The organism is Nostoc sp. DedSLP03 (genome assembly GCF_034530815.1).
Taxonomy (GTDB): Bacteria; Cyanobacteriota; Cyanobacteriia; order Cyanobacteriales; family Nostocaceae; genus Nostoc.
On record NZ_JAVRCK010000004.1, the window covers coordinates 136,021 to 155,701 of the forward strand.

Genomic DNA, 19,681 nt, shown 5'->3' on the forward strand with positions numbered 1-19,681 from the left:
AAAGGGATAATTCGCTCGTTGAGTTTCTTACTTAATGTATATAGCTGTCTTAAGGTAACATTCTTGAGAACGGGGTAGACTGAGCAAAGAAGGCAACTACTGGCATTTGATCATGACTAATCGCCTTGCTGAAGCTAAGAGCCTCTATCTCCGCAAACACGCCGAAAACCCAATTGATTGGTGGCCTTGGTGTGATGAAGCACTTGCAACTGCAAGGGCGCAAAATAAACCGATTTTTCTTTCCATTGGCTATTCTAGTTGCCACTGGTGTACTGTCATGGAAGGCGAAGCTTTTTCTGATATTGCGATCGCTGACTACATGAATGCTAATTATCTTCCCATCAAAGTAGACAGGGAAGAAAGACCAGACCTCGATAGCATTTATATGCAAGCTTTGCAGATGATGAGCGGTCAAGGGGGTTGGCCTTTAAATATTTTTCTTTCCCCAGAAGATTTAGTACCGTTTTACGCTGGTACTTATTTCCCTGTAGACCCCCGCTATGGTCGTCCGGGATTTTTGCAAGTTTTGCAAGCGCTTCGCCGTTATTACGATACAGAAAAACAAGAATTACAACAACGCAAAGCCCTAATTATTGAGTCTCTGCTTACGTCTGCGGTGTTGCAAGACGGTACAACAGATGAGCTTGAAGACCATGAATTACTCCGCCAAGGTTGGGAAACCAGTACAGGCGTAATTACTCCTAATCAATCTGGCAACAGTTTTCCGATGATTCCCTATACAGAATTAGCACTGCGGGGAACTCGATTTAATTTTGAATCTCGCTATGATGGCAAGCAAGTTTGCACCCAAAGGGGACTAGACTTGGCGCTGGGGGGCATTTATGACCATGTAGGCGGTGGTTTTCATCGCTATACTGTTGACCCGACTTGGACAGTACCCCACTTTGAAAAGATGCTCTACGACAATGGACAGGTTGTCGAGTATCTGGCTTCTTTATGGAGTGCAGGAGTACAAGAGCCAGCCTTTGAGAGGGCAATTGCTGGAACTGTACAATGGCTGAAGCGGGAAATGACTGCGCCTGAAGGTTACTTCTATGCTGCTCAAGATGCCGATAGCTTCACTGAATCTACGGCGGTAGAACCAGAAGAAGGAGCCTTTTATGTTTGGAGTTACAGCGAACTACAACAACTGTTAACGCCTGAAGAATTAACACAATTACAACAGCAGTTTACGGTGACGCCTAACGGCAACTTTGAAGGACGTAATGTTTTGCAAAGACGCCATTCAGGTCAACTGAGTGCAACGCTGGAAATGACACTGAGTAAACTGTTTACCGCTCGTTATGGCGTTAATTCTGAGTCCCTGGAAACTTTTCCCCCGGCTCGCAACAATCAAGAAGCAAAAACCACTAACTGGCCAGGTCGCATTCCCTCGGTGACAGATACAAAGATGATTGTCGCCTGGAATAGCTTGATGATTTCTGGGCTAGCTAAGGCTGCTGGGGTTTTCCAACAACCTTTGTACCTGGAATTAGCAGCACGAGCGGCGAATTTTATTTTGGAAAATCAGTTTGTCGATGGGCGTTTCCAGAGACTCAACTATCAAGGAGAACCAACCGTTTTAGCGCAGTCTGAAGATTACGCTTTGTTTGTTAAAGCTCTCTTGGATTTACAAGCTTGCAACCCTGAGCATGAGCAATGGTTAAAAAATGCGATCGCTATCCAAGATGAATTCAACCAATTTCTCTGGAGTGTAGAGTTAGGTGGATATCATAATACATCAAGTGATTCTAGTCAAGATTTAATCGTCAGAGAACGTAGTTACGCAGATAATGCCACACCATCAGCTAATGGAATTGCGATCGCTAACCTTGTGCGTCTGGCCCTACTCACCGATAATCTAGATTATTTAGATTTAGCAGAACTTGGTTTGAAAGCTTTTAGGAGTATAATGCATCGCGCTCCCCAAGCTTGTCCCAGTTTGTTTACAGGTTTGGATTGGTATCGTAATTCTACCTTGATTCGTAGCACCAGCGAGCAAATAAACGCTTTGATTCCCAAGTATTTACCCGCGGCTGTGTTTGCCATCACATCTGATTTACCAGAGGGAAGCGTTGGGTTAGTTTGCCAAGGTTTGAAGTGCCTTGCTCCAGCAGCAAATGTAGAGCATTTATTGCAGCAAGTCCAGAAAAGTCAGAATAGAGGATAATTTTGGCAACATCAGACGCATAACCATGAATAAACCGCCTGTACTTGGAAACATCAGTCCTATTATTCCTGCTGGTGGCGATATGAAAAAAGCGATCGCTTTCTATGAACAACTTGGTTTTACAACAATCCATAAAGAAGGCGATCCGGTCACTATGGCAATTATTAAACGCGACTTTGCAGAAATTTTTCTGCAAAAAAATGATGATCGATACCTAGCGGAATGGACAACTTTTCGGATTAAAGTTGATGGTATTGAGCAACTTTATCAGGAATTTCAGGCACTAGGCGGACAAATTATTCATCCCAACGGTCAATTGCAAACGAAACCTTGGGGAATAAAGGAGTTTGCGATTATTGATGTAGCTGGTGTGTGCATTACGTTTTTTGAGCCAGAAAACTAACATGACTACCCGCAGCAAATTAACCGCCATAGTTTTAGCAGGCGGTAAAAGTTCTCGCATGGGTCAAGATAAAGCCTTGATTCCTATTCAAGGAGTGCCGTTGTTACAGCGAGTTTGTGGGATTGCCAAAGGCTGTGCTGATGTTGTTTATGTAGTCACTCCCTGGCCAGAACGCTATCAAGACTTGCTTTTGCTCGGTTGTCAGTTTATCCGAGAAGTTCCTTTGTCTGGAGAATCTTTAGCCCACGGGCCTTTAGTTGGATTTGCTCAAGGGCTAGCTGAAGTAGAGACAGAATGGGTGCTGTTGCTAGCTTGCGATTTGCCGAGGTTGCGGGTTGAGGTGTTGCAAGATTGGATAACTAGACTCGATCGCGTGGAGGATAATGCGATCGCAGCTTTAGCCTATCATCCCAAAGGCTGGGAACCTCTGTGTGGTTTCTATCGCCTTCGCTGTTTGCCACAACTTCTAGAGTTTATCAACCAAGGGGGGCGATCGTTTCAGCAGTGGCTTCGGCAATATCCGGTAGAAGTTTTGCCTTTAGCAGAACCCGAAATGCTATTTAACTGTAATACACCAGAGGACTTGGCTTTAAATTGAGTTGAAAAGTAGGGACTTAATCGCGAACTGAACCTGCCGAAATTCTAATATATCTACACGCAGCGTCTTGATTCTGAATTCTGAATTCTGACTCCTGAATTCTTGCCTATTCAAAGTTTTAGCCCTAACGTGGAACTGCTAACTATATGTATTAATTAAGGATGCGAGGAGGAATCATGGGGCAGACACAGGAGCTAGGACAAATTATCATCCTGAATGGTGTCCCGCGATCGGGGAAGTCGAGCATTGTCGCAGTGATTCAGGAGACATTTGATGGTCTGTGGATGAATTTGGGTGTTGATAGATTTATGCAAATGACTCCCGCACGATACCTTCCTGGGATTGGTTTGCGGCCAGGGGGAGAACGCCAGGACATCGAACCCTTTGTTCCCGTTCTTTACAGCGCCATGTATGAGTCTATCGCTGCCCACAGCCGCTTGGGTCTGAATGTCGTGGTTGATGTCGGACACCATGACGCTTACGCAATAAAGCGGGGTATTCTGGCCGATAGTGCCCGACGTTTGAAGGGATTGCCGGTTTTGTTTGTAGGCGTTCACTGCCCCATCGAGATCGTTATGGAACGACGACAAAACACGGGGTGGAATGTGGGAAGTACAGCTGACTCTCCAATACCACATCCGGTTCAGTTATGGCAACGTGAAGTCCACATCCCTGGCATCTATGACCTGGAAGTGGATACTTCTTTGTTAAGCCCAGGTGCGTGTGCTGAGATGATACGCCAGTACCTCGCAGATAGTCCAATCCCGTCGGCATTCCAACGACTCGCTACACACTATACTTAACCTGTAGTTATGACTGTGTTAACTATATTTGGTATGAATTTGTAAAGTGTGATTCTATCAGTTAAAAGTTAAAAGGGAAATTCAATCCCTTTTTACTAATTCTGCAAGAAGTCTACTTAACTCGACAGAATTTGCGATCGCTATCATTCTGAGGATATTGCCAAGAATAGGCAAAGTGGCTAACTCCCTTCAGTTGGGGGGCAAATTGGCGGAGTGCCTGCATTTGCACTTCTAGGGATGGACGATTACTAACAGATTTTCCCCACTGACCGGCTAAAGCTGGGATTATCTGCGTACCCGGTTTTGCCATACTCAAAACCCGTTGCACTTGCGACACGATACAACTGGCATTACCGCAATTTCCATAAGCCATAGGATGCCACTCTAATGTATTGGGGAACCGATCCCAAGGTTGCAAACGAGAATCATACCCTTGTCCAACAGTTTGGTTGCCATCAGGAAAAAACACCACTCCTGTAGAAACACCTTGCTGCTTCGCTGGGTAACTAGCGATGGTGACAAAATCTAGAATTCCTTGCATAGCGTGGGCAACGGCAAGCTGCCACAAGTCCCATTGTAAAATTCTTTGTCTATCGGTTGCAGGCAGGATTGACTTTTGCGCTAGTGGGTTGCGTCCTTGCCAAAGAGGTTCACCTTCTTGAGGATAAAGTTTATCAACTTCAGCTACATCTCCCCCAGTGACAAATCCTTTGCTTAAAAAGCGACGAATCAAGTCCAGCGCTTTGTAATTCTGTGCCCGTTTAAATAAAGCTTCTTGGGTTGCGGGACTAAATAACCATAAATCTGAAACTTTAGTGGCGATAGAATCACTTCCCGCTTGGCGAGGATAACGCACGTAATCCAATAGCAAGCCATCTGGACGACGGCGCAAAACTTGTTGTACTAATTGGTAATAATCGCGTTTTGCTTGCAGGTTGTAGGGGTCGATAAATAGTTGAGAGCCATTATCTACCACATATAAACTTGTTTGACCTTTGCCATTACGAGCGATCGCACTTGCTCTATCTGGGCGCTGGGCGTAAGTATAGCCGAAATTTGTGGTAAACATCCAGGCATAGACCTTCAAACCACGTTGCCGACCTTTTTTAATTGCCGTAGCGAGTATATCAATATTTTCTGCCCCTGGAGTGCGAATCACAGCAGGCCAAACTGTCGGGTTAGCTCTTGCTGGTAATAGTACCTGCCCATCGTAAAATACTTCTATATAAACTTGGTTATAGCCGCCATTAACAATCCGATCCATAACCTGATCGATTATTCCTGGCTGAACGTCACAGGGATACAAGCGTAACCAAAGGGCTTGAGTTTGCGGCCAAGTTCGAGAGCGACATTGCTTTAATTTCTGCGCCTGTTCTTGTATTATGCTTTGGTAGCGCGTTTGAGCATCTTGTTTGCCTTTGAGTGCTGACAAACGTAAGCTTTCTTTTTGTTGCGCCGCAGCTGATGATAACTGACAATACTCATTTACTTGCGCCCTTGCGGGTTCGCTTCCCAAGTTGGGGAGCAAAAAACTACTAGTAAAAACAACAGCAAATAAGCGTCGCCAAAATAATATCGATATTGCAACCTTCAAGGGACAGTTAGACATACCTACCAGTAGATGAACAAATTCAAAAGAGTTTCAGACAGGGATTTAAATTCTGACTGTAACTTGTTTACCACAGGGTAACTGAGAAAAGACAGAGTGGCTCTAACTCTGAGCTACGTTTTGACGTTCAGTCTTAAAGCCTTTAATTTGTGATAATCATCGATCCCAATTCAATTAATTGTGGGCAACGTGTATCGAATTATATAGTTAAATACTAAGGGTTTTAAAACCTATTTTTTTAAGACTCTCAAAGGTCTATTTCTGTTGCCGTATTTTGTATAGCGGTTTTCAGTGTATTTAAGTAGATATTAAAACTTCACCCTCAATGTGAATGCATCGACTTGCATTGTGAATGCATCAGCTTGCATTGTGAATGCATCAGCTTGCATTGTGAATGCATTGGCTTGCATTGTGAATGCATCGACTTGCATTGTGAATGCATCGACTTGCATTGTGAATGCATTGGCTTGCATTGTGAATGCATTGGCTTGCATTGTGAATGCATCGACTTGCATTATTGTTACAGCATTTTTCAAGTAAATGAGCTATAAAATGCAGGACTTACGCATCAGATATAAAGAGTTTCTGCCTTCTGCCTTCTGCCTGGTTGTTGAGCGTAGCGATGCACTGAGCCGGTCGTTGTGTCGAAACACTGTCTCCTGTTAATAAACAAAATAGCCAAGAGCCAAAATTTTTGACTCCTGACTATTGATGATGGAGTAAGCAATAGTTAATAACTAACCGCCACGTTTCAACGCCGCCTCTACCTGTTGCAACTCTTTTTCTAGACGAGTTTTGAGTTTTTCGGGTACAGGACGATTTGGGTAAGAACTGTAATGTCCAGCCAGAGAATTGAGGGCTGTTCGTATGGTTGTAAACGAGCCAAGACCAGAAACAGAGTTAACTCGCTGGTAGCGAGCTGAAAAGTCATTAATTTTTTGCCGCGCTTCTGCTTGAATTGCTGCCTTGTCTGGTGAATCTTGTGAAAGATCCAGAGCTTGTCTCATAATATTGACCACAGCTAAGGTGTCTTGACGATAATCCCCAGTCAAACTATCTGGACTGCCAGAACAACCCATTAAGCCGATAGCTACAACTAAAACCAGCGCAAGCAAACGCGACCAATAGCGCTTCATATGCATTAAGTAAAACAATACGTAAATCAACGTCCATCCTATCTTGGATTGGTAACTTGGGGATCAATTGAGTGAAGAGTGAAGAGTAGGGAATAGAAAGCAGGGCTGTTTCATTCCCTCAAAGGCGCTAATCTACAAGCATCTTGGGCAAAAATCAGGTGATTAAAAAATCTGATTGGACAATTATCATTGCTATGTTTTCTCTGAGAAGTTATGGAATTAGAGGTTGATAGGATTTAATCAACTAAATTTCCCTGCCTCAATCTTTGCAATTTCAGCATCGTAATACATATCATCAGCCACAAAAAACCAACTCCATAACCTGCAATTATGTCTGTGGGCCAATGGACTCCTAAATATAAGCGGCTGATACCAATAGCAGCAATAAAAATAACTGTCAAACTGTAAATAATTTTAGCAAAATGGGGATAATGAATTGCCAATTCGTAAGCAATAAAACCATAAAGCACCATAGAACCTAGCGCATGACCGCTAGGAAAACTAAAAGATTTTTCAGAAATCAAGCGATGCCACAGTTCAGGGCGAGGTTTAGAAAAAAGCAACTTTAGCCCTGTATTTAAAATTAACCCTCCCAAGCAAACAAGTACAAAAATTTTTGCTTCTTCTCGATAGCGTTTCCACCAAAGTAACAAGAAAGTTGCGCCTGCAACTATAACCACTGTACTAGGATTACCAAGATTTGTAATAAACAGCATTAAATTATCTAAATGCGGATTGGCAAACTGATGTAGCCATAACAAAAAACTAGTATCAAATGTAAAAGCTTCTTGCTCCAAAACCTCTTCAGCTAATTTTGCTAAAACAAAAAGTACGAGCAGACAACTAGCAAGTCCAACAATACCAACTGTGGCAATTAAGGGAGCAAAACGAGGATGTATATGACGCAACCAGAAACTAGAAATTTTTCGGAGCATACTTTAATCTCATTCATCATTAGAAGTCTTAGCCATTATTAGTTTTTTTCTGATTTAGAGTTGTAAATATAATACAAACTCCAAGTATTGACACAAGGACTATGGATGAGCCGATAGTTCCAAAATCGAGGCCACCTTTTGCGTGTGATTTTGTCATAATATCCCCCAGGGTTGCACCAAATGGTCTAGTTAAGACAAACGCAATCCAAAACAACATAACTTGGGAAATTTGAGTATAATAATGTGCTGCCAATACTAAGGCAAGCAAACCAGCAATTAGGAGCGCTCCTCCTGCAAATCCAAGTCCAGAAGTATCAGCCAGGAAATCGCCCAAGGCAGTTCCCAAAGTATTTGAAAATAGAATTGCAGTCCAATAAAGCAACTCAATTTTAGGTGTTTTGATGTTATTAACGGACAGAGATCCAACACTAAATCGCCAGAACACTAAAATAGCCAAGAGAATGGTGACTAAAATTGTAGTCCCCGCAGCGTAGCCCAGACCTAAAGTGCGATCCATGTAATCTGACATTGTTGTACCAGCCGTGCTAGTTGAAAGGATGACAGTCCAATAAAGTAATGGATGATAGCTTTTCGATATCAATTGAGACACAAGAGTAGTTAAAAACACTCCAATTAATATCATCGAGCTAATGGCGTAGCCGACATTTAGCGTCATCGATAAAAGGTCTCCTGCCGTCTCTCCCAGAGTTGTGGCACATATCTTCATGATCCAAAAGAAGGCAGTGATTTGTGGAAGTTTACTCATTTTAGATCCTACTTACTGTCGGGTTATTATAATTTATTGGAACTTACGATTTCATCGTAGTGGAAAGAGTCAATAACCACCAAATCAACAGATCGCAAACAGAAAAATGCCCAATATCGAGAAGGCGATCGCTAATTATTCTTGGCGGTCAATCGGCTGTCAAGCTAATTTCTTTTGCTTAAAGCTTAAGTAAATAACCAAACTGATAATTATAGAAAGAAAAAGTATGCTGGTTCCGACAGTACCAAAACCAAAGCCACCATTTGTAGGAGATTGGGATAGTAAATCACCTATCGATGCTCCAAGCGGACGAGTCAAGATGTAAGCTAACCAGAATGCCAAAACTGCATTCATCCACAAGTAATAATAACTAATGGTTATAATTGCAATTGAAGCACCAAATACCAGTGCTGATTGTGCATAACCTAATTTCAAAGACTCTGCCAATAGGTCTCCTGTTGCAGTGCCCAAGGCAAAGGTAAACAAAACAGCTACCCAATAAAAAAGCTCTCTTTTAGCTGTATTGATAGAGTGCATAGCTAATGTCTTTTCGTTTAAATACCAGAGCGCAAAAACTGCCAACAAGGAAATACTAAAAATTACAGTAGTTGTTACCAAACTAACTCCAAGCTCGTCTACTAATCTATCAGTAATCAATGTGCCAACGATACTTATCAAAACGACCACAAACCAGAAACTTGTTGGAACATAACGTTTAAGCTTAAATTGATTTAACAGTGCAATCAGTAACACACCGCTCATAATGTAGGATGTAACGCCTAAACCAAGGTTCAGGGTTGCTGACAGAAAATCTGCTGCGGTTTCACCTACTGTGGTTGCCAAAACCTTAATAATCCAGAAGTAAATTGTAACTTTTGGAACCCTGTTTAGAATCTTATTCATATTCTTTATCTTTTTTGATTTTTCCATAGAAGTGAGATGACATCACATTTTAAAGTTATCTGTGTTGCCATAAATTACTGAGTGATTGTACTTTACACAGCAAAAGTCAAGAAATAGTCAAGATTTTATTGAAAAAGTAATTTTGTCCGAATATAGGCACTAGAAATAACTAAAATTTATTATTAAAAATTAATTTCACTACTTGATATGAAATTTGTTAACTTCAAACCAATCTTGACTATTTCTTGACTTTTATTACTTACTGTGAAAATACAAAGCCAGACTTCAAGGGATTTTACAAGTATGAAGACTTCAACAAAAATTATTTTGGCAGCAGCTTTTGTTGGTACTTTGGGATTTGCTGGATTGTCGAGAGTTGTTTCTGCAAAACAACCACAATCTTTCGTAGCAATTGCACGTCAGCATCATAGTGCTATCCAAGTTGCTGAAGCCAGTGATGGAGATGGTGAAACCAACGACGATGCACAAGAAGCGGCAAAACTGCAACCGCTAGCTAAAATTACAGCACAACAAGCACAGCAAGCAAGTGAAGCATCGGTGGGAGGTAAAGCCAAAAGTGTCAAACTCGAAAATGAAGATGGCAACTTAATTTATGCTGTAGAAATTGGTCAGCAAGAAGTTACAGTAGATGCTGGTAACGGCAAAGTTCTCTATGTTGAAAATGCCAATCAACAAGATGAGAAGAATGAAGCCACTCGTCCCAAGAGTAGTATTCAAGTTAAAGAAAGTCGTGATGGCGATCGCGAAACCAATGATGATGGTAAGTAAGTAGGGAACTTAAAATCAAATTGTTAAGAAGTTGGTAAACGCACAGTAAAACAACTACCAACTTCTAATTGACTCGTAACACTAATTAATCCATTGTGATTTTGGGCGATTGCTTGAGCGATCGCTAGCCCTAAACCAGAACCACCTGACCAATAAGCACGAGATCGATCTGCTCGCCAAAAACGCTCAAAAACCTTGTCAATATCCTCTGGTGCAATTCCTACGCCTGTATCTTGCACGTTGACATAAAGCTGGGAACCCACACGACTGGTTTTAATTTCTACTACGCCTCCTGATGATGTATAGTAGAGCGCATTCTCAATTAAATTAGTAAACAGTCGCGTTAATTGAACTGAATCACCTATTAGCTGAAGATTAGCAATTAATTGAATTTTCAAATTAATTTGTTTGGCATCAGCTTGAGGTTTATACAGTTGGATTAGGTTCTCTAATATTGACGTTAAATTGAGAGTATCCCTATTTTGATTGGAAACTCTATCAGTGCGTGCTAACATCAGTAAGTCTTCTGTGAGGCGAGTCATTTGGTTGGTAGCGTTGGCGATCGCCTGAAATTTTTCTGCGTCTTTTGGGCCTATTTCTTCTGGATATTCCAGGGCTAACTCAGCATTAATTTTAATAGCCATTAACGGACTGCGTAGTTCGTGGGAAGCATCAGCAGTAAATTGTTTGAGTCTTTCAAAACTCTCTTCAATGGGTTGCATTGCTTGATGAGTTAGTAAAATTCCGCCAATACCACTCAGAACCAAAGTTATAATAATCCCACCGCTTAATCCCCAATCCAATTTTTGGAGAGTTTCATCAAATTCTTCTAAAGATTGACTTACCCTTACATACCCAACTAGCTCACCATTATCGCTAGCAATAATTGGTACATTTACTGCTTGGATGGGGATTTTACCAGTCTGAAATTGTACTATTTTTTTGGGGGAAAAAGGCAAGTTTAAAACAGTTTTTCCCTGTTGGTTAATCAAATTTCCTTGAGTATCAAACCACTGCAAAGCTTGATGAGAAGCAATTAAGTCTTGTGGACGAAAGTCACTTTCAACTGTCAGGCGACCTTCTTCCAACTCTACATTTGCAGCAGCACCTTTTCCTATTGCTATGAGTTTATCTGTAATTTGTTCAGTCAAGCTGCGAGTGAAAGCAAATCGGACTGCGATCGCAAATATTGCCAGTAGCGATGCGAACACAACTAAATAAGACAACAATAAACGATATCTGATTCTTTGAAACACATTTTTTCTGCTCTAAAAAATTTAGATAAAATTATTTTAATTGTGTCCTAAACGATAACCAATGCCATAGATATTTTCAATCAAATCTTCTGAACTTCCAGATGCTCTAAGTTTATTCCGCAAATTTGTAATATGAGTTTTAATACTTCCTTCTCCCGAAGATTTATCAAAATCCCACAATTTATCAAGAATTGCCGAACGAGTGATAACTTGATTTGGATTTTTTAGAAAATATTCTAATATCATATATTCTTTAGGAGTTAATGATATGATATTGCCTGCATAAGTAACCTGTTGAGTTGCTGGGTCTAGTTGCAAATCACCGTGGATTAAAATCTGGGGACGAATCTCTGGAGTTCTTCGAGCTAAAGCTCTGATGCGTGCTGCTAATTCTTTTAATTCAAATGGCTTAACCAAATAATCATCAGCACCAGCATCGAGTCCGATAATTTTGTCGCCTGTTGTATCTCGTGCCGTCAACATTAAAATTAGAACATTAGATGAAGCAGCGCGTAAACGCTTACATAAAGCAATTCCATCTAATTTAGGAAGCATTAAATCTAACAAAATTAGCTCATATAATGCTGATTGCGACCATTCCCAAGCTGCCAACCCATCATTTGTTATATCCACAATATGGTGTTGTCTTCTTAAAAATTCAGCTAATGGCTTCGCAATGCGATCGTCATCTTCAACTAGCAAAATTCTCATATACTCCATCTCTAAATTATTAAGGTCTTCTAATACGAACGAGGAATATCTTACCTACAAGGTTAATCTTAATTTTTTTATCATATTTTATTAATTTTAACTTAATCTGAGCTGATTAATGTTTCCTATGAGCGCTCAAGATATGCAATCCCAATTAAGCTGATTCATCAAATGATAGATTCCTAAGTTAAATGCTTACTTCAATAGGGGTAACGACAAATAGAGGAATTTAAACTTTTGCTATTTAGTAACTAAATACCTTTGTAAGCGAGTGTATTTACAAATTTTCGTATTGTTTTAGCTTATTCATATTCGGATCTATAACTATTAATTGGCGTTGATTCATAACGCTAATAACCACAAGCCTAAAACAATACATAGGGTACTTTATCAGCAAAGGAAATAAATAGAATGACTCGATTTAGTAATTCTTATCTACCTACTGTTTTCAAAACAGTGATTTTTAGCACAGTTATTTTAACAGGGCAGACATTTTTACAATTTAATAACTCAGCAGCAACAGCAGCCAGCCTTTACCAACATATATTGCTTTTATCAGTTGATGGACTGCATGATGCTGATATCGACGATCCTTTGCTTCAACCTTATTTATCAAATATTAATAATTTACAAGCAAATGGTGTTACTTACACATAGTTAATGCATTGAAGCAACAAAATTTGTTTGATTCAACATTAGTGGTATTGACAGCAAAACACGGTCAAAGTCCCCGTCAAGGAACAGCTACCCTGATTTCCGAAAACACATTTACAGATGTTTTAGAAAAAGCTGGGATTACCGTAAATCATGCAACACAAGATGATATTGGGTTGTTTTGGCTTGCAGATCAAAGCCAAGCTGATACTGCGACAACTCTTTTAAAAAATCTCAAAAATCCGGCGATTAATGAGATTTTATCTGGTAACGCATTACAACAAGCAGGCTTTGGTAATCCTTTGTCAGATGACCGTACACCAGATTTCATTATCAAATTGAATCCTGGATATGTGATTTCAGATAGTACAAAAAGGGCTGAACATGGAGGTTTTTCAGATGACGATACCCATGTTGGATTGATTGCTGCTAGCGGTATTTTAGCTTCTGGACTCAAAGGTACAATCCAAACACAGTCTGTAAAAACAACTCAAATAGCTGTTACTGCTCTAGATGCGTTGGGTTTAAATCCCAATTTATTACAGGGTGCGGTGAAGGAAGATACTAAAAAGTTACCAGGGTTAGAAATTTCTGATATTGATGCAGTTCCAGAGCCAAATACAAATATTGGCTTGTTATCTTTTATAGGCTTGATGTTAACTGCCTCTCTATGTAGACAACGCAAAGAAATCAGTTAAGGGTTGAAGATTAGCTTTTTTAAGCTGACTTGTAAAATCTGTTTTTTCTCTTTGATTGCTCTGTGCCTTTGCGGTTGAAAAGCAATTTATTTAACCACAGAGGCACAGAGAACACAGAGTAAGGAGATTGAAGAGGAATTTTTTTCTTAACTCCTAATTTTCTGATAAAGAGTATTTCGTTGTTGATAAGGTCTTCCTAAAGAAGCGATCGCAGTTTGTAAAGTTTCCACTTCCATACACGTACCGCCTAAAGCACCTGCCATTGTGGTAATGTGTTCCTCCATCAAGGTGCCACCGATATCGTTGCAACCCCAAGCTAAGGATTCTGTCGCGCCTGTAAGTCCTAGTTTTACCCAACTCTGCTGATGGTTGGGAATCCAATTACCTAAGTAAATCCGCGCTACAGCCCCTAATAGCAGTGCATCACTTAAAACTGGTTGATCGCGTCCGACACGGCGACGTAAGGATTTGGGCGCTTCTTGACCTACGAAGGGTAATAAAATAAACTCTGTAATCCTGGCTGGATATCCCCGATTGATGGCAGTTTTTTGGAGCGATCGCAATTTTTCTAAATGTCCGATTTGCTGTTCGTGGGTTTCAATATGCCCGGATAACATGGTGCTGGTAGTATGCAAGCCTAATTTATGAGCGGTACTGACAATTTCTAGCCAAGTGGCTGTGTCAATCTTCTCTGGACACAATATTCGCCTAACTTCATCGTCTAATACTTCTGCTGCTGTTCCCGGCATTGAGCCAACACCAGCATCGCGTAAAGCAGCAATCACCTCAGCATATTCCAGTCCGTCAAGTCTGGCGATAAATTGCACTTCTTGAGGAGAGAAAGCATGGAGATGTATGTGGGGAAATTTCTGTTTAATGGTTTCTACGACTTTGAGATAATAGGGCAAAGATTTACCATTTATCAGTGCTTGTGGATTTAATCCCCCCTGCATACAGATTTCTGTTGCACCCCGTTTTACTGCATCTGTGGCTTTTTCCAAAATTTGCGCCGAATCTAACCAGTATGCATCGGCATCACCATCATCTCGACGGAATGCACAAAAACTACAGTGTTGCTCACAAATATTAGTAAAGTTAATATTACGGTTAATTATGTAGGTGACAGTATCGCCTGCTTGAGTGTGGCGAAGTGTATCGGATGTAGTACGTATTGCGGCGATCGCCTCTGGCTCTGTTTGTTGTAACAATACGACTCCCTCTTCCGAGGACAAGTCGTATCCCATCAAAGCACGTTCTAGAATTGTTTCAAACGCAATTTTTGTCAGCATTACTTTCTTAATTTCTCGGTAAATCTTAATTTTATGAGCTTGTAAATAATAAAATTCTACTTAATAAATATAGTAATTTATTGAAAATACCAAATTTGAATATAAGTTTTACCTTGAAAGGAGTTAAAAGAGCTTATTTAATAACACTACTTTAGTTTATAAAACCCATTAATAAAAAAATAGTTATGGTTCAACCACAACTATTTTAATAGATTAATCTACATCTTTGTATTAGCAGGAATTTTTAGTACAATGATATTACTAATTTGTCCTTGCTTGTGGTTTTCGTCGATTTTGTATTAACAATCCAATCGCCATACCAATACCGACAAAGGCTGTAAAGTAGAATAAACCAATCAATCGGATGTAAATTGGTGGTGCGATCGCTTCAACTTCAACTTCCTGCGCTACTTTCACTGGTGTAAATTGACGGCTAGATCCTGGTAAAGGAGTTGCTTCCACCTCGATTTTGTGGGGTGAACCATCGAAAAATTGTTCAAGCCATGTTAACTTCCCTTGTTCGTCGGGAATACCTTTGTAGTCAAAGACTGTTAAATTGTGTTCTGCGGCGATCGCTTTCACTTGCAATGCTACATCTGTTATAGGTTGTCCGGTTGTGCTATCTTTCACCTGTAGCGCTAAATTCGCAAGTTTTCCGACAGTTGCGTTTTTATCTCCCTCTAGATTGATTTCTAATCCCTGAGATTTTTGAGATGATGGTGCGATCGTTTCAGTATTAGTTGAGTGATGTTCGCTGCCATGAGCTTCTGCAACTTCTGCACTAATATTGATAACTAATAGGGTTACTATAGCCACTACAGTTAATGCACTTAATAAAAGGCGGACTGACTGTGGTGCAATTTCTCCTTGTTGTAGTTCTTCTTGTCCGCCAATAATCCAACCACCTAACAATCCAAGTGACAGTAAAATGGCTGCAATGACAGCAAAATATTTATATTTGATTGGATTTTCGTGGACATTTAAATTTAAGGTTTGTTCATAAGCAGCAAAAGTGTTTGCTACTAAAGGTGACACTTTAACTAATAGCTGGTAATTACCACGGATAGGTAACATCTGCTGAATTTCTAGTTTACCATCAGGTGCATTGGCATTCATTTGCAACAATTTTGTCCCCTCAACAATGGGAAAATCTGTTGTTAACCAAGGATTACGCGGTGGTGTCAAAATTTGTAAATTAATTTTGGCATTTGTTAAAGATTTACCCGCAGAATCAACAGCTTGTAAAGTCAAAGTAACAGGAGATTGTGGTTTTTCTGCTTCTGCTTCAAAGGGGAGAATACGTTCTAAAGGTGGGTTGGTAGAAAGTAAGACTCTGGACGTAGGAACTTGGGAATTTCCCACAAAGGAATAAAGAACTGACAAAACAATGCAAACAGTGCTGATAACTCCAAAAAGTCGATATTTTTTCATACAAACTTACGGTAAATGTGAAGCTTATGTAATTTCTGCAAGTTAAGCTTTCATAGCAGTGGATGAAAGTTACTCCCGATTATTACTAAGTAAAAAAATCCCAGTCAAAGAATTAGTCAGAAATCAGACATCATCTTAAATCAAGTTAAGGTGATGTAGAGATGATAAACAAAGCATCTCTACAAAACCTAAAAGTTATTTTCCAGCAAAAAACTGGCGCGAAATTTGCACTATTTTAGCGTCGTAACTTTGTTATGTGATGTAGCAAAGCTTCATGCACCTAAATAAAAATCTTGTGATTATGATAATTTAGTGACATGCAACGCCTAATGTGTGGTGACGCGCTGAGTGTGCTGTGTTATGAACCGCAGGATAGGTAGAGAATAAAACAGTCCAGATAACTAAAGAAGATAGAAGCATATAAAGCGTTACCTGAACAGGTTTGGATAAGGTAATACCTGCGGTCTTCTGCAATAGTGAAATATGAGAAAAAGTAGTCATTTTTGACCTCCTAATAATAAATTTGGGTAATTCATCAATCCAAGGGCATAACGCCACTTGATTGCAAAAAGATATACCATCAACTTTGTATTTGACAAGTGTGTATCAGATGTATTATGTAATTCGACTTTAGTGAATACTATACTATCCTTTGACATCGAGCGATCGCGATGCAGAAATCTACACATAAAGTCCATACAAATAACAAAAGAATGACACATGATTTTGAGTGACGGCATTTTCAGCGTTGCTAACACGAAGGTAACAGATAAAAATTAAAAATTAAAAGTTCTTACATTGCCAAGCATTCAAAATTCCTTGAATAAAGGTAACTTATATTATCTCTAAACCAATTCAATACACTAGAGATTAGCAATAGTTTCTTGCTTGTGTCCATAATCAAGGTGCTATTATACTCATTGTTTCTACTGGAAGTATTGCTGAAGCAATCAGCATATCAGGAATATGTATGAACCAGTTAGTTTTCTCTAAATATTATTTATACATATCCGAGCGTATAAATACAGTGAAAATCACGAAAATATTGCGAAAGTTTTTAGAGTTCATCTAGATTTAACAACTTAACTGGCAATTTAGAAGGACTTAAAAATTATTGACAATAATTATTAATTCCTCTAATATCTAAAAGCAATTGCAAATCTTTTGCAATTCTTTTTTGGTGCTAACTGTAATTAAATGTCATGCCCAACAACTTCGCTCTAAGTAACGGAAAACCTTGGAGCCGCCGTCAACTATTGCAGCTGGGACTAGTAGGTGCTGGAATAACTGGTGCAGCTGGACTTTGGCAAATGCTAAATCTACCAAGTAAGTCAATCGTTAAAGTGCCACCATTCGATAGTTCAGCACCAGACGATGTTACTAACCCAATGAAGATGTTGAGAGATTTTGATTATGGGACAGTGAAGCAAGAAAATGGGCGGACTATCCGGGAATTTCAGTTAACTGCTGGTTCTTCCATCATCAAACTCAATAGTGCTGTCTCTTATAACATCTGGGATTTAAACGGTCGCATACCAGGGCCAACGCTACGGGCAAAACAGGGCGATCGCATTCGGGTACTATTTCTCAACAACGCTGGACATTCTCACTCTTTACATTTTCATGGCGTTCACCCAGCAGAAATGGATGGTGTTCGCCCAATCAGCAATGGTAGCGCCACAATCTACGAATTTGATGCTGAACCTTATGGCGTTCATTTATACCACTGCCATATTGAACCAGTCACCCGTCACATTGCCAAGGGACTCTACGGAATGTTTATCATCGATCCACCGACTCCCCGTCCCCCGGCTGATGAAATTGTACTAGTGATGGGTGGATATGACGTAAATGATGATAGCCATAACGATTATTACGCCTTCAACGGTCTGCCCCACTATTACATGCATAACCCCATTAGCATTTACAAAGATCAGTTGATTCGGCTGTATGTCCTCAATATCATTGAATACGATCCGGCAGTGACGTTTCATCTCCACGCCAACTTCTTTGATGTCTATCGCTACGGCATGACTATGACTCCTAGCGAAAAAGCAGATGTGATTACGATGGGTGTCGCAGAAAGGCACATTTTAGAATTTGCTTTTCGTTATCCAGGTAAGTATATGTTCCATCCCCATCAAGATGCGATCGCAGAAAACGGTTGCATGGGTCAATTTGAAGTACTTGCTGATAGTAACTCTCAAAATGATGTTAAACATTCCTGACAATATTCTTAGTAATTTGTAATCAATTTATTAAAAGTTTAGCAAACTAGTTGATAAAAAATCTCATTATATGCAACAGTAAAATCTATGACAATCTGTCAAACAAACTACTTTCTAAGTAATAGTTTGAAATGTTTCAATTAATACCTTTTAATTCGTGTGAGGAGCAAAGATGATAAAACTTCGTTATATATGTTTAGCAGCAGCAACAGCGGTAATAGTTACCTTGAGTTCCTGTAGTAGTACGCCAACCGCAGAAAATCCATCAGCGCCAGTTGCTAGCACTCCCGCTACAGAGGCAGTAAGTAATAACAGTCATAGCGGTCACAGTAGCAAAGAAAAAATTAACATTAACAGCGCTATATTGTCAGAATTGGATAAGTTTGAAGCCAAACTAGGTGTTCCGGCTTTATCGAATAAAATCCAGGCAGGTCGTCCTTATGGAAAACCAGAAGATTTAGTTACTAAAAAAATAATTACTCAAGAGCAGTTCGACCAAATTAAAGACCAAGTTGGCGTTCAAGAAGTGGTACTTACAGGTGAGGCAAAAGATGTTGATTATATGTCTAAATTAGGCTTAATGAAAGGGCATCTTTTAGTAGCCAAAGAACTGCTGGATCAGAATCAGCCAAAACAAGCAGAACCTCATATTGGGCATCCAGTTGAAGAGATTTACGTTGATGTCGAAGATCAACTTAATGAACGCAAAGTCAAAGAATTTAAGACAACTTTAGTAAGTTTGCAAGATTTAGTGAAATCTAGTCCGAAAGATAGCAAAGTTAAAACTAATTTTACTTCTTCAATGCAAGCAGTTGATGGAGCGATCGCAGCTTTGCCAGAAGCTCAACGCTCAAAACCAGGATTTACGCTACAGGTAATTAACGAACTACTAGATTCAGCCAACTCCGAATATGGTGCGGCGATCGCAAATGGAAAAGTAACCGCGCCAATTGAGTATCAAGACTCCCGTGGTTTTGTCTTTTACGCCAATGAATTATACAAAGGAATTTCTAGTCAAGTAGCTCAAGCAGATCCCGAAGCACACAAAGCGATCGATGCTAGTTTTGCTGAACTAATAAAAGTTTGGCCCGCCGCCATCCCACCAGCAAAAGCAGTAAAAATTCCTAATGATGTTACCAAACTGGTGAAAACCATTGAGGAAAACTCTCAAAAAGTAGTTGATAAATCCAATACCCAAGCACAGCGATAACACTTTAATTTAATGGAAAGTATAGGTTAAGGAGTTTAAAATAGTTAGGAGTTAGGAGTTAAGAGTTATGAATTATGAATTATGAGTTATGA

General features: G+C 39.9%; 19 protein-coding genes. 9 read left to right on the forward strand and 10 right to left on the reverse strand.

All coding sequences use genetic code 11. The features are described 5' to 3' along the window. The first annotated feature begins 112 nt into the window (after positions 1 to 112). The 4 genes from RM368_RS03415 (at position 113) to RM368_RS03430 (ending at position 3,974) form a co-directional block, all read left to right on the forward strand. A complete protein-coding gene (locus RM368_RS03415) occupies positions 113 to 2,170 on the forward strand; it encodes a thioredoxin domain-containing protein (RefSeq protein WP_322692741.1) in 2,058 nt (685 codons plus the stop codon). A 25-nt stretch (positions 2,171 to 2,195) separates the two neighbouring features. Next, positions 2,196 to 2,573 (forward strand): VOC family protein, encoded by a 378-nt coding sequence (locus tag RM368_RS03420; RefSeq protein WP_322692742.1) that lies wholly within the window; start codon positions 2,196 to 2,198, stop codon positions 2,571 to 2,573. Between the two features lies 1 nt (position 2,574). Further along, the gene (locus tag RM368_RS03425; protein ID WP_322692743.1) at positions 2,575 to 3,171 is read left to right on the forward strand and encodes a molybdenum cofactor guanylyltransferase; all 597 of its coding nucleotides are present in this window, start codon (positions 2,575 to 2,577) and stop codon (positions 3,169 to 3,171) included. Positions 3,172 to 3,347: 176 nt separating this feature from the next. Beyond that, positions 3,348 to 3,974 (forward strand): chloramphenicol phosphotransferase CPT family protein, encoded by a 627-nt coding sequence (locus RM368_RS03430; RefSeq protein ID WP_322692744.1) that lies wholly within the window; start codon positions 3,348 to 3,350, stop codon positions 3,972 to 3,974. A 112-nt stretch (positions 3,975 to 4,086) separates the two neighbouring features. Here RM368_RS03430 and RM368_RS03435 read toward each other — a convergent pair whose 3' ends face one another. From RM368_RS03435 to RM368_RS03455, 5 genes are all read right to left on the reverse strand, one after another. Next, a complete protein-coding gene (locus RM368_RS03435; protein ID WP_322692745.1) occupies positions 4,087 to 5,583 on the reverse strand; it encodes a family 10 glycosylhydrolase in 1,497 nt (498 codons plus the stop codon). A 737-nt stretch (positions 5,584 to 6,320) separates the two neighbouring features. Continuing rightward, a complete protein-coding gene (psb27, locus tag RM368_RS03440) occupies positions 6,321 to 6,725 on the reverse strand; it encodes a photosystem II protein Psb27 (protein WP_322692746.1) in 405 nt (134 codons plus the stop codon). A gap of 230 nt (positions 6,726 to 6,955) precedes the next feature. Further along, on the reverse strand, positions 6,956 to 7,654 hold the full coding sequence (locus tag RM368_RS03445; protein WP_322692747.1) for a phosphatase PAP2 family protein: 699 nt from the start codon (positions 7,652 to 7,654) through the stop codon (positions 6,956 to 6,958). A 28-nt stretch (positions 7,655 to 7,682) separates the two neighbouring features. Further along, positions 7,683 to 8,420, reverse strand: coding sequence for a hypothetical protein (locus RM368_RS03450; protein WP_322692748.1), 738 nt, complete (start codon positions 8,418 to 8,420; stop codon positions 7,683 to 7,685). A 159-nt stretch (positions 8,421 to 8,579) separates the two neighbouring features. Further along, on the reverse strand, positions 8,580 to 9,350 hold the full coding sequence (locus RM368_RS03455) for a hypothetical protein (protein WP_322692749.1): 771 nt from the start codon (positions 9,348 to 9,350) through the stop codon (positions 8,580 to 8,582). Between the two features lie 276 nt (positions 9,351 to 9,626). Between RM368_RS03455 and RM368_RS03460 the strand changes: the two genes are divergently transcribed. After that, entirely contained in the window at positions 9,627 to 10,112 is a 486-nt protein-coding gene (locus tag RM368_RS03460; protein ID WP_322692750.1) for a PepSY domain-containing protein, read from the forward strand. A 23-nt stretch (positions 10,113 to 10,135) separates the two neighbouring features. On the opposite strand, the gene RM368_RS03465 is transcribed toward RM368_RS03460, so the two are convergent. Together RM368_RS03465 and RM368_RS03470 are read right to left on the reverse strand one after the other, a co-directional pair. Further along, the gene (locus RM368_RS03465) at positions 10,136 to 11,368 is read right to left on the reverse strand and encodes a HAMP domain-containing histidine kinase (RefSeq protein WP_322692751.1); all 1,233 of its coding nucleotides are present in this window, start codon (positions 11,366 to 11,368) and stop codon (positions 10,136 to 10,138) included. Between the two features lie 36 nt (positions 11,369 to 11,404). Further along, positions 11,405 to 12,079 (reverse strand): response regulator transcription factor, encoded by a 675-nt coding sequence (locus RM368_RS03470; RefSeq protein WP_322692752.1) that lies wholly within the window; start codon positions 12,077 to 12,079, stop codon positions 11,405 to 11,407. A 411-nt stretch (positions 12,080 to 12,490) separates the two neighbouring features. Between RM368_RS03470 and RM368_RS03475 the strand changes: the two genes are divergently transcribed. Together RM368_RS03475 and RM368_RS03480 are read left to right on the forward strand one after the other, a co-directional pair. Continuing rightward, on the forward strand, positions 12,491 to 12,736 hold the full coding sequence (locus tag RM368_RS03475; protein WP_322692753.1) for a hypothetical protein: 246 nt from the start codon (positions 12,491 to 12,493) through the stop codon (positions 12,734 to 12,736). Positions 12,737 to 12,759: 23 nt separating this feature from the next. After that, the gene (locus RM368_RS03480) at positions 12,760 to 13,431 is read left to right on the forward strand and encodes a hypothetical protein (protein WP_322692754.1); all 672 of its coding nucleotides are present in this window, start codon (positions 12,760 to 12,762) and stop codon (positions 13,429 to 13,431) included. Between the two features lie 146 nt (positions 13,432 to 13,577). Here the strand turns inward: RM368_RS03480 and cofH are convergent, their stop codons facing one another. The 3 genes from cofH to RM368_RS03495 all read right to left on the reverse strand — a co-directional run bounded on the left by cofH (position 13,578) and on the right by RM368_RS03495 (position 16,652). Beyond that, positions 13,578 to 14,720, reverse strand: coding sequence for a 7,8-didemethyl-8-hydroxy-5-deazariboflavin synthase subunit CofH (gene cofH, locus RM368_RS03485; protein WP_322692755.1), 1,143 nt, complete (start codon positions 14,718 to 14,720; stop codon positions 13,578 to 13,580). A gap of 261 nt (positions 14,721 to 14,981) precedes the next feature. After that, on the reverse strand, positions 14,982 to 16,151 hold the full coding sequence (locus RM368_RS03490) for a hypothetical protein (RefSeq protein WP_322692756.1): 1,170 nt from the start codon (positions 16,149 to 16,151) through the stop codon (positions 14,982 to 14,984). 309 nt (positions 16,152 to 16,460) lie between these two features. Continuing rightward, the gene (locus RM368_RS03495) at positions 16,461 to 16,652 is read right to left on the reverse strand and encodes a CbtB domain-containing protein (protein WP_292740972.1); all 192 of its coding nucleotides are present in this window, start codon (positions 16,650 to 16,652) and stop codon (positions 16,461 to 16,463) included. Between the two features lie 701 nt (positions 16,653 to 17,353). Between RM368_RS03495 and RM368_RS03500 the strand changes: the two genes are divergently transcribed. Together RM368_RS03500 and RM368_RS03505 are read left to right on the forward strand one after the other, a co-directional pair. Then, entirely contained in the window at positions 17,354 to 18,379 is a 1,026-nt protein-coding gene (locus RM368_RS03500) for a multicopper oxidase domain-containing protein (RefSeq protein WP_322692757.1), read from the forward strand. A 172-nt stretch (positions 18,380 to 18,551) separates the two neighbouring features. Then, entirely contained in the window at positions 18,552 to 19,589 is a 1,038-nt protein-coding gene (locus tag RM368_RS03505) for a helix-hairpin-helix domain-containing protein (protein ID WP_322692758.1), read from the forward strand. Positions 19,590 to 19,681: the final 92 nt, after the last annotated feature.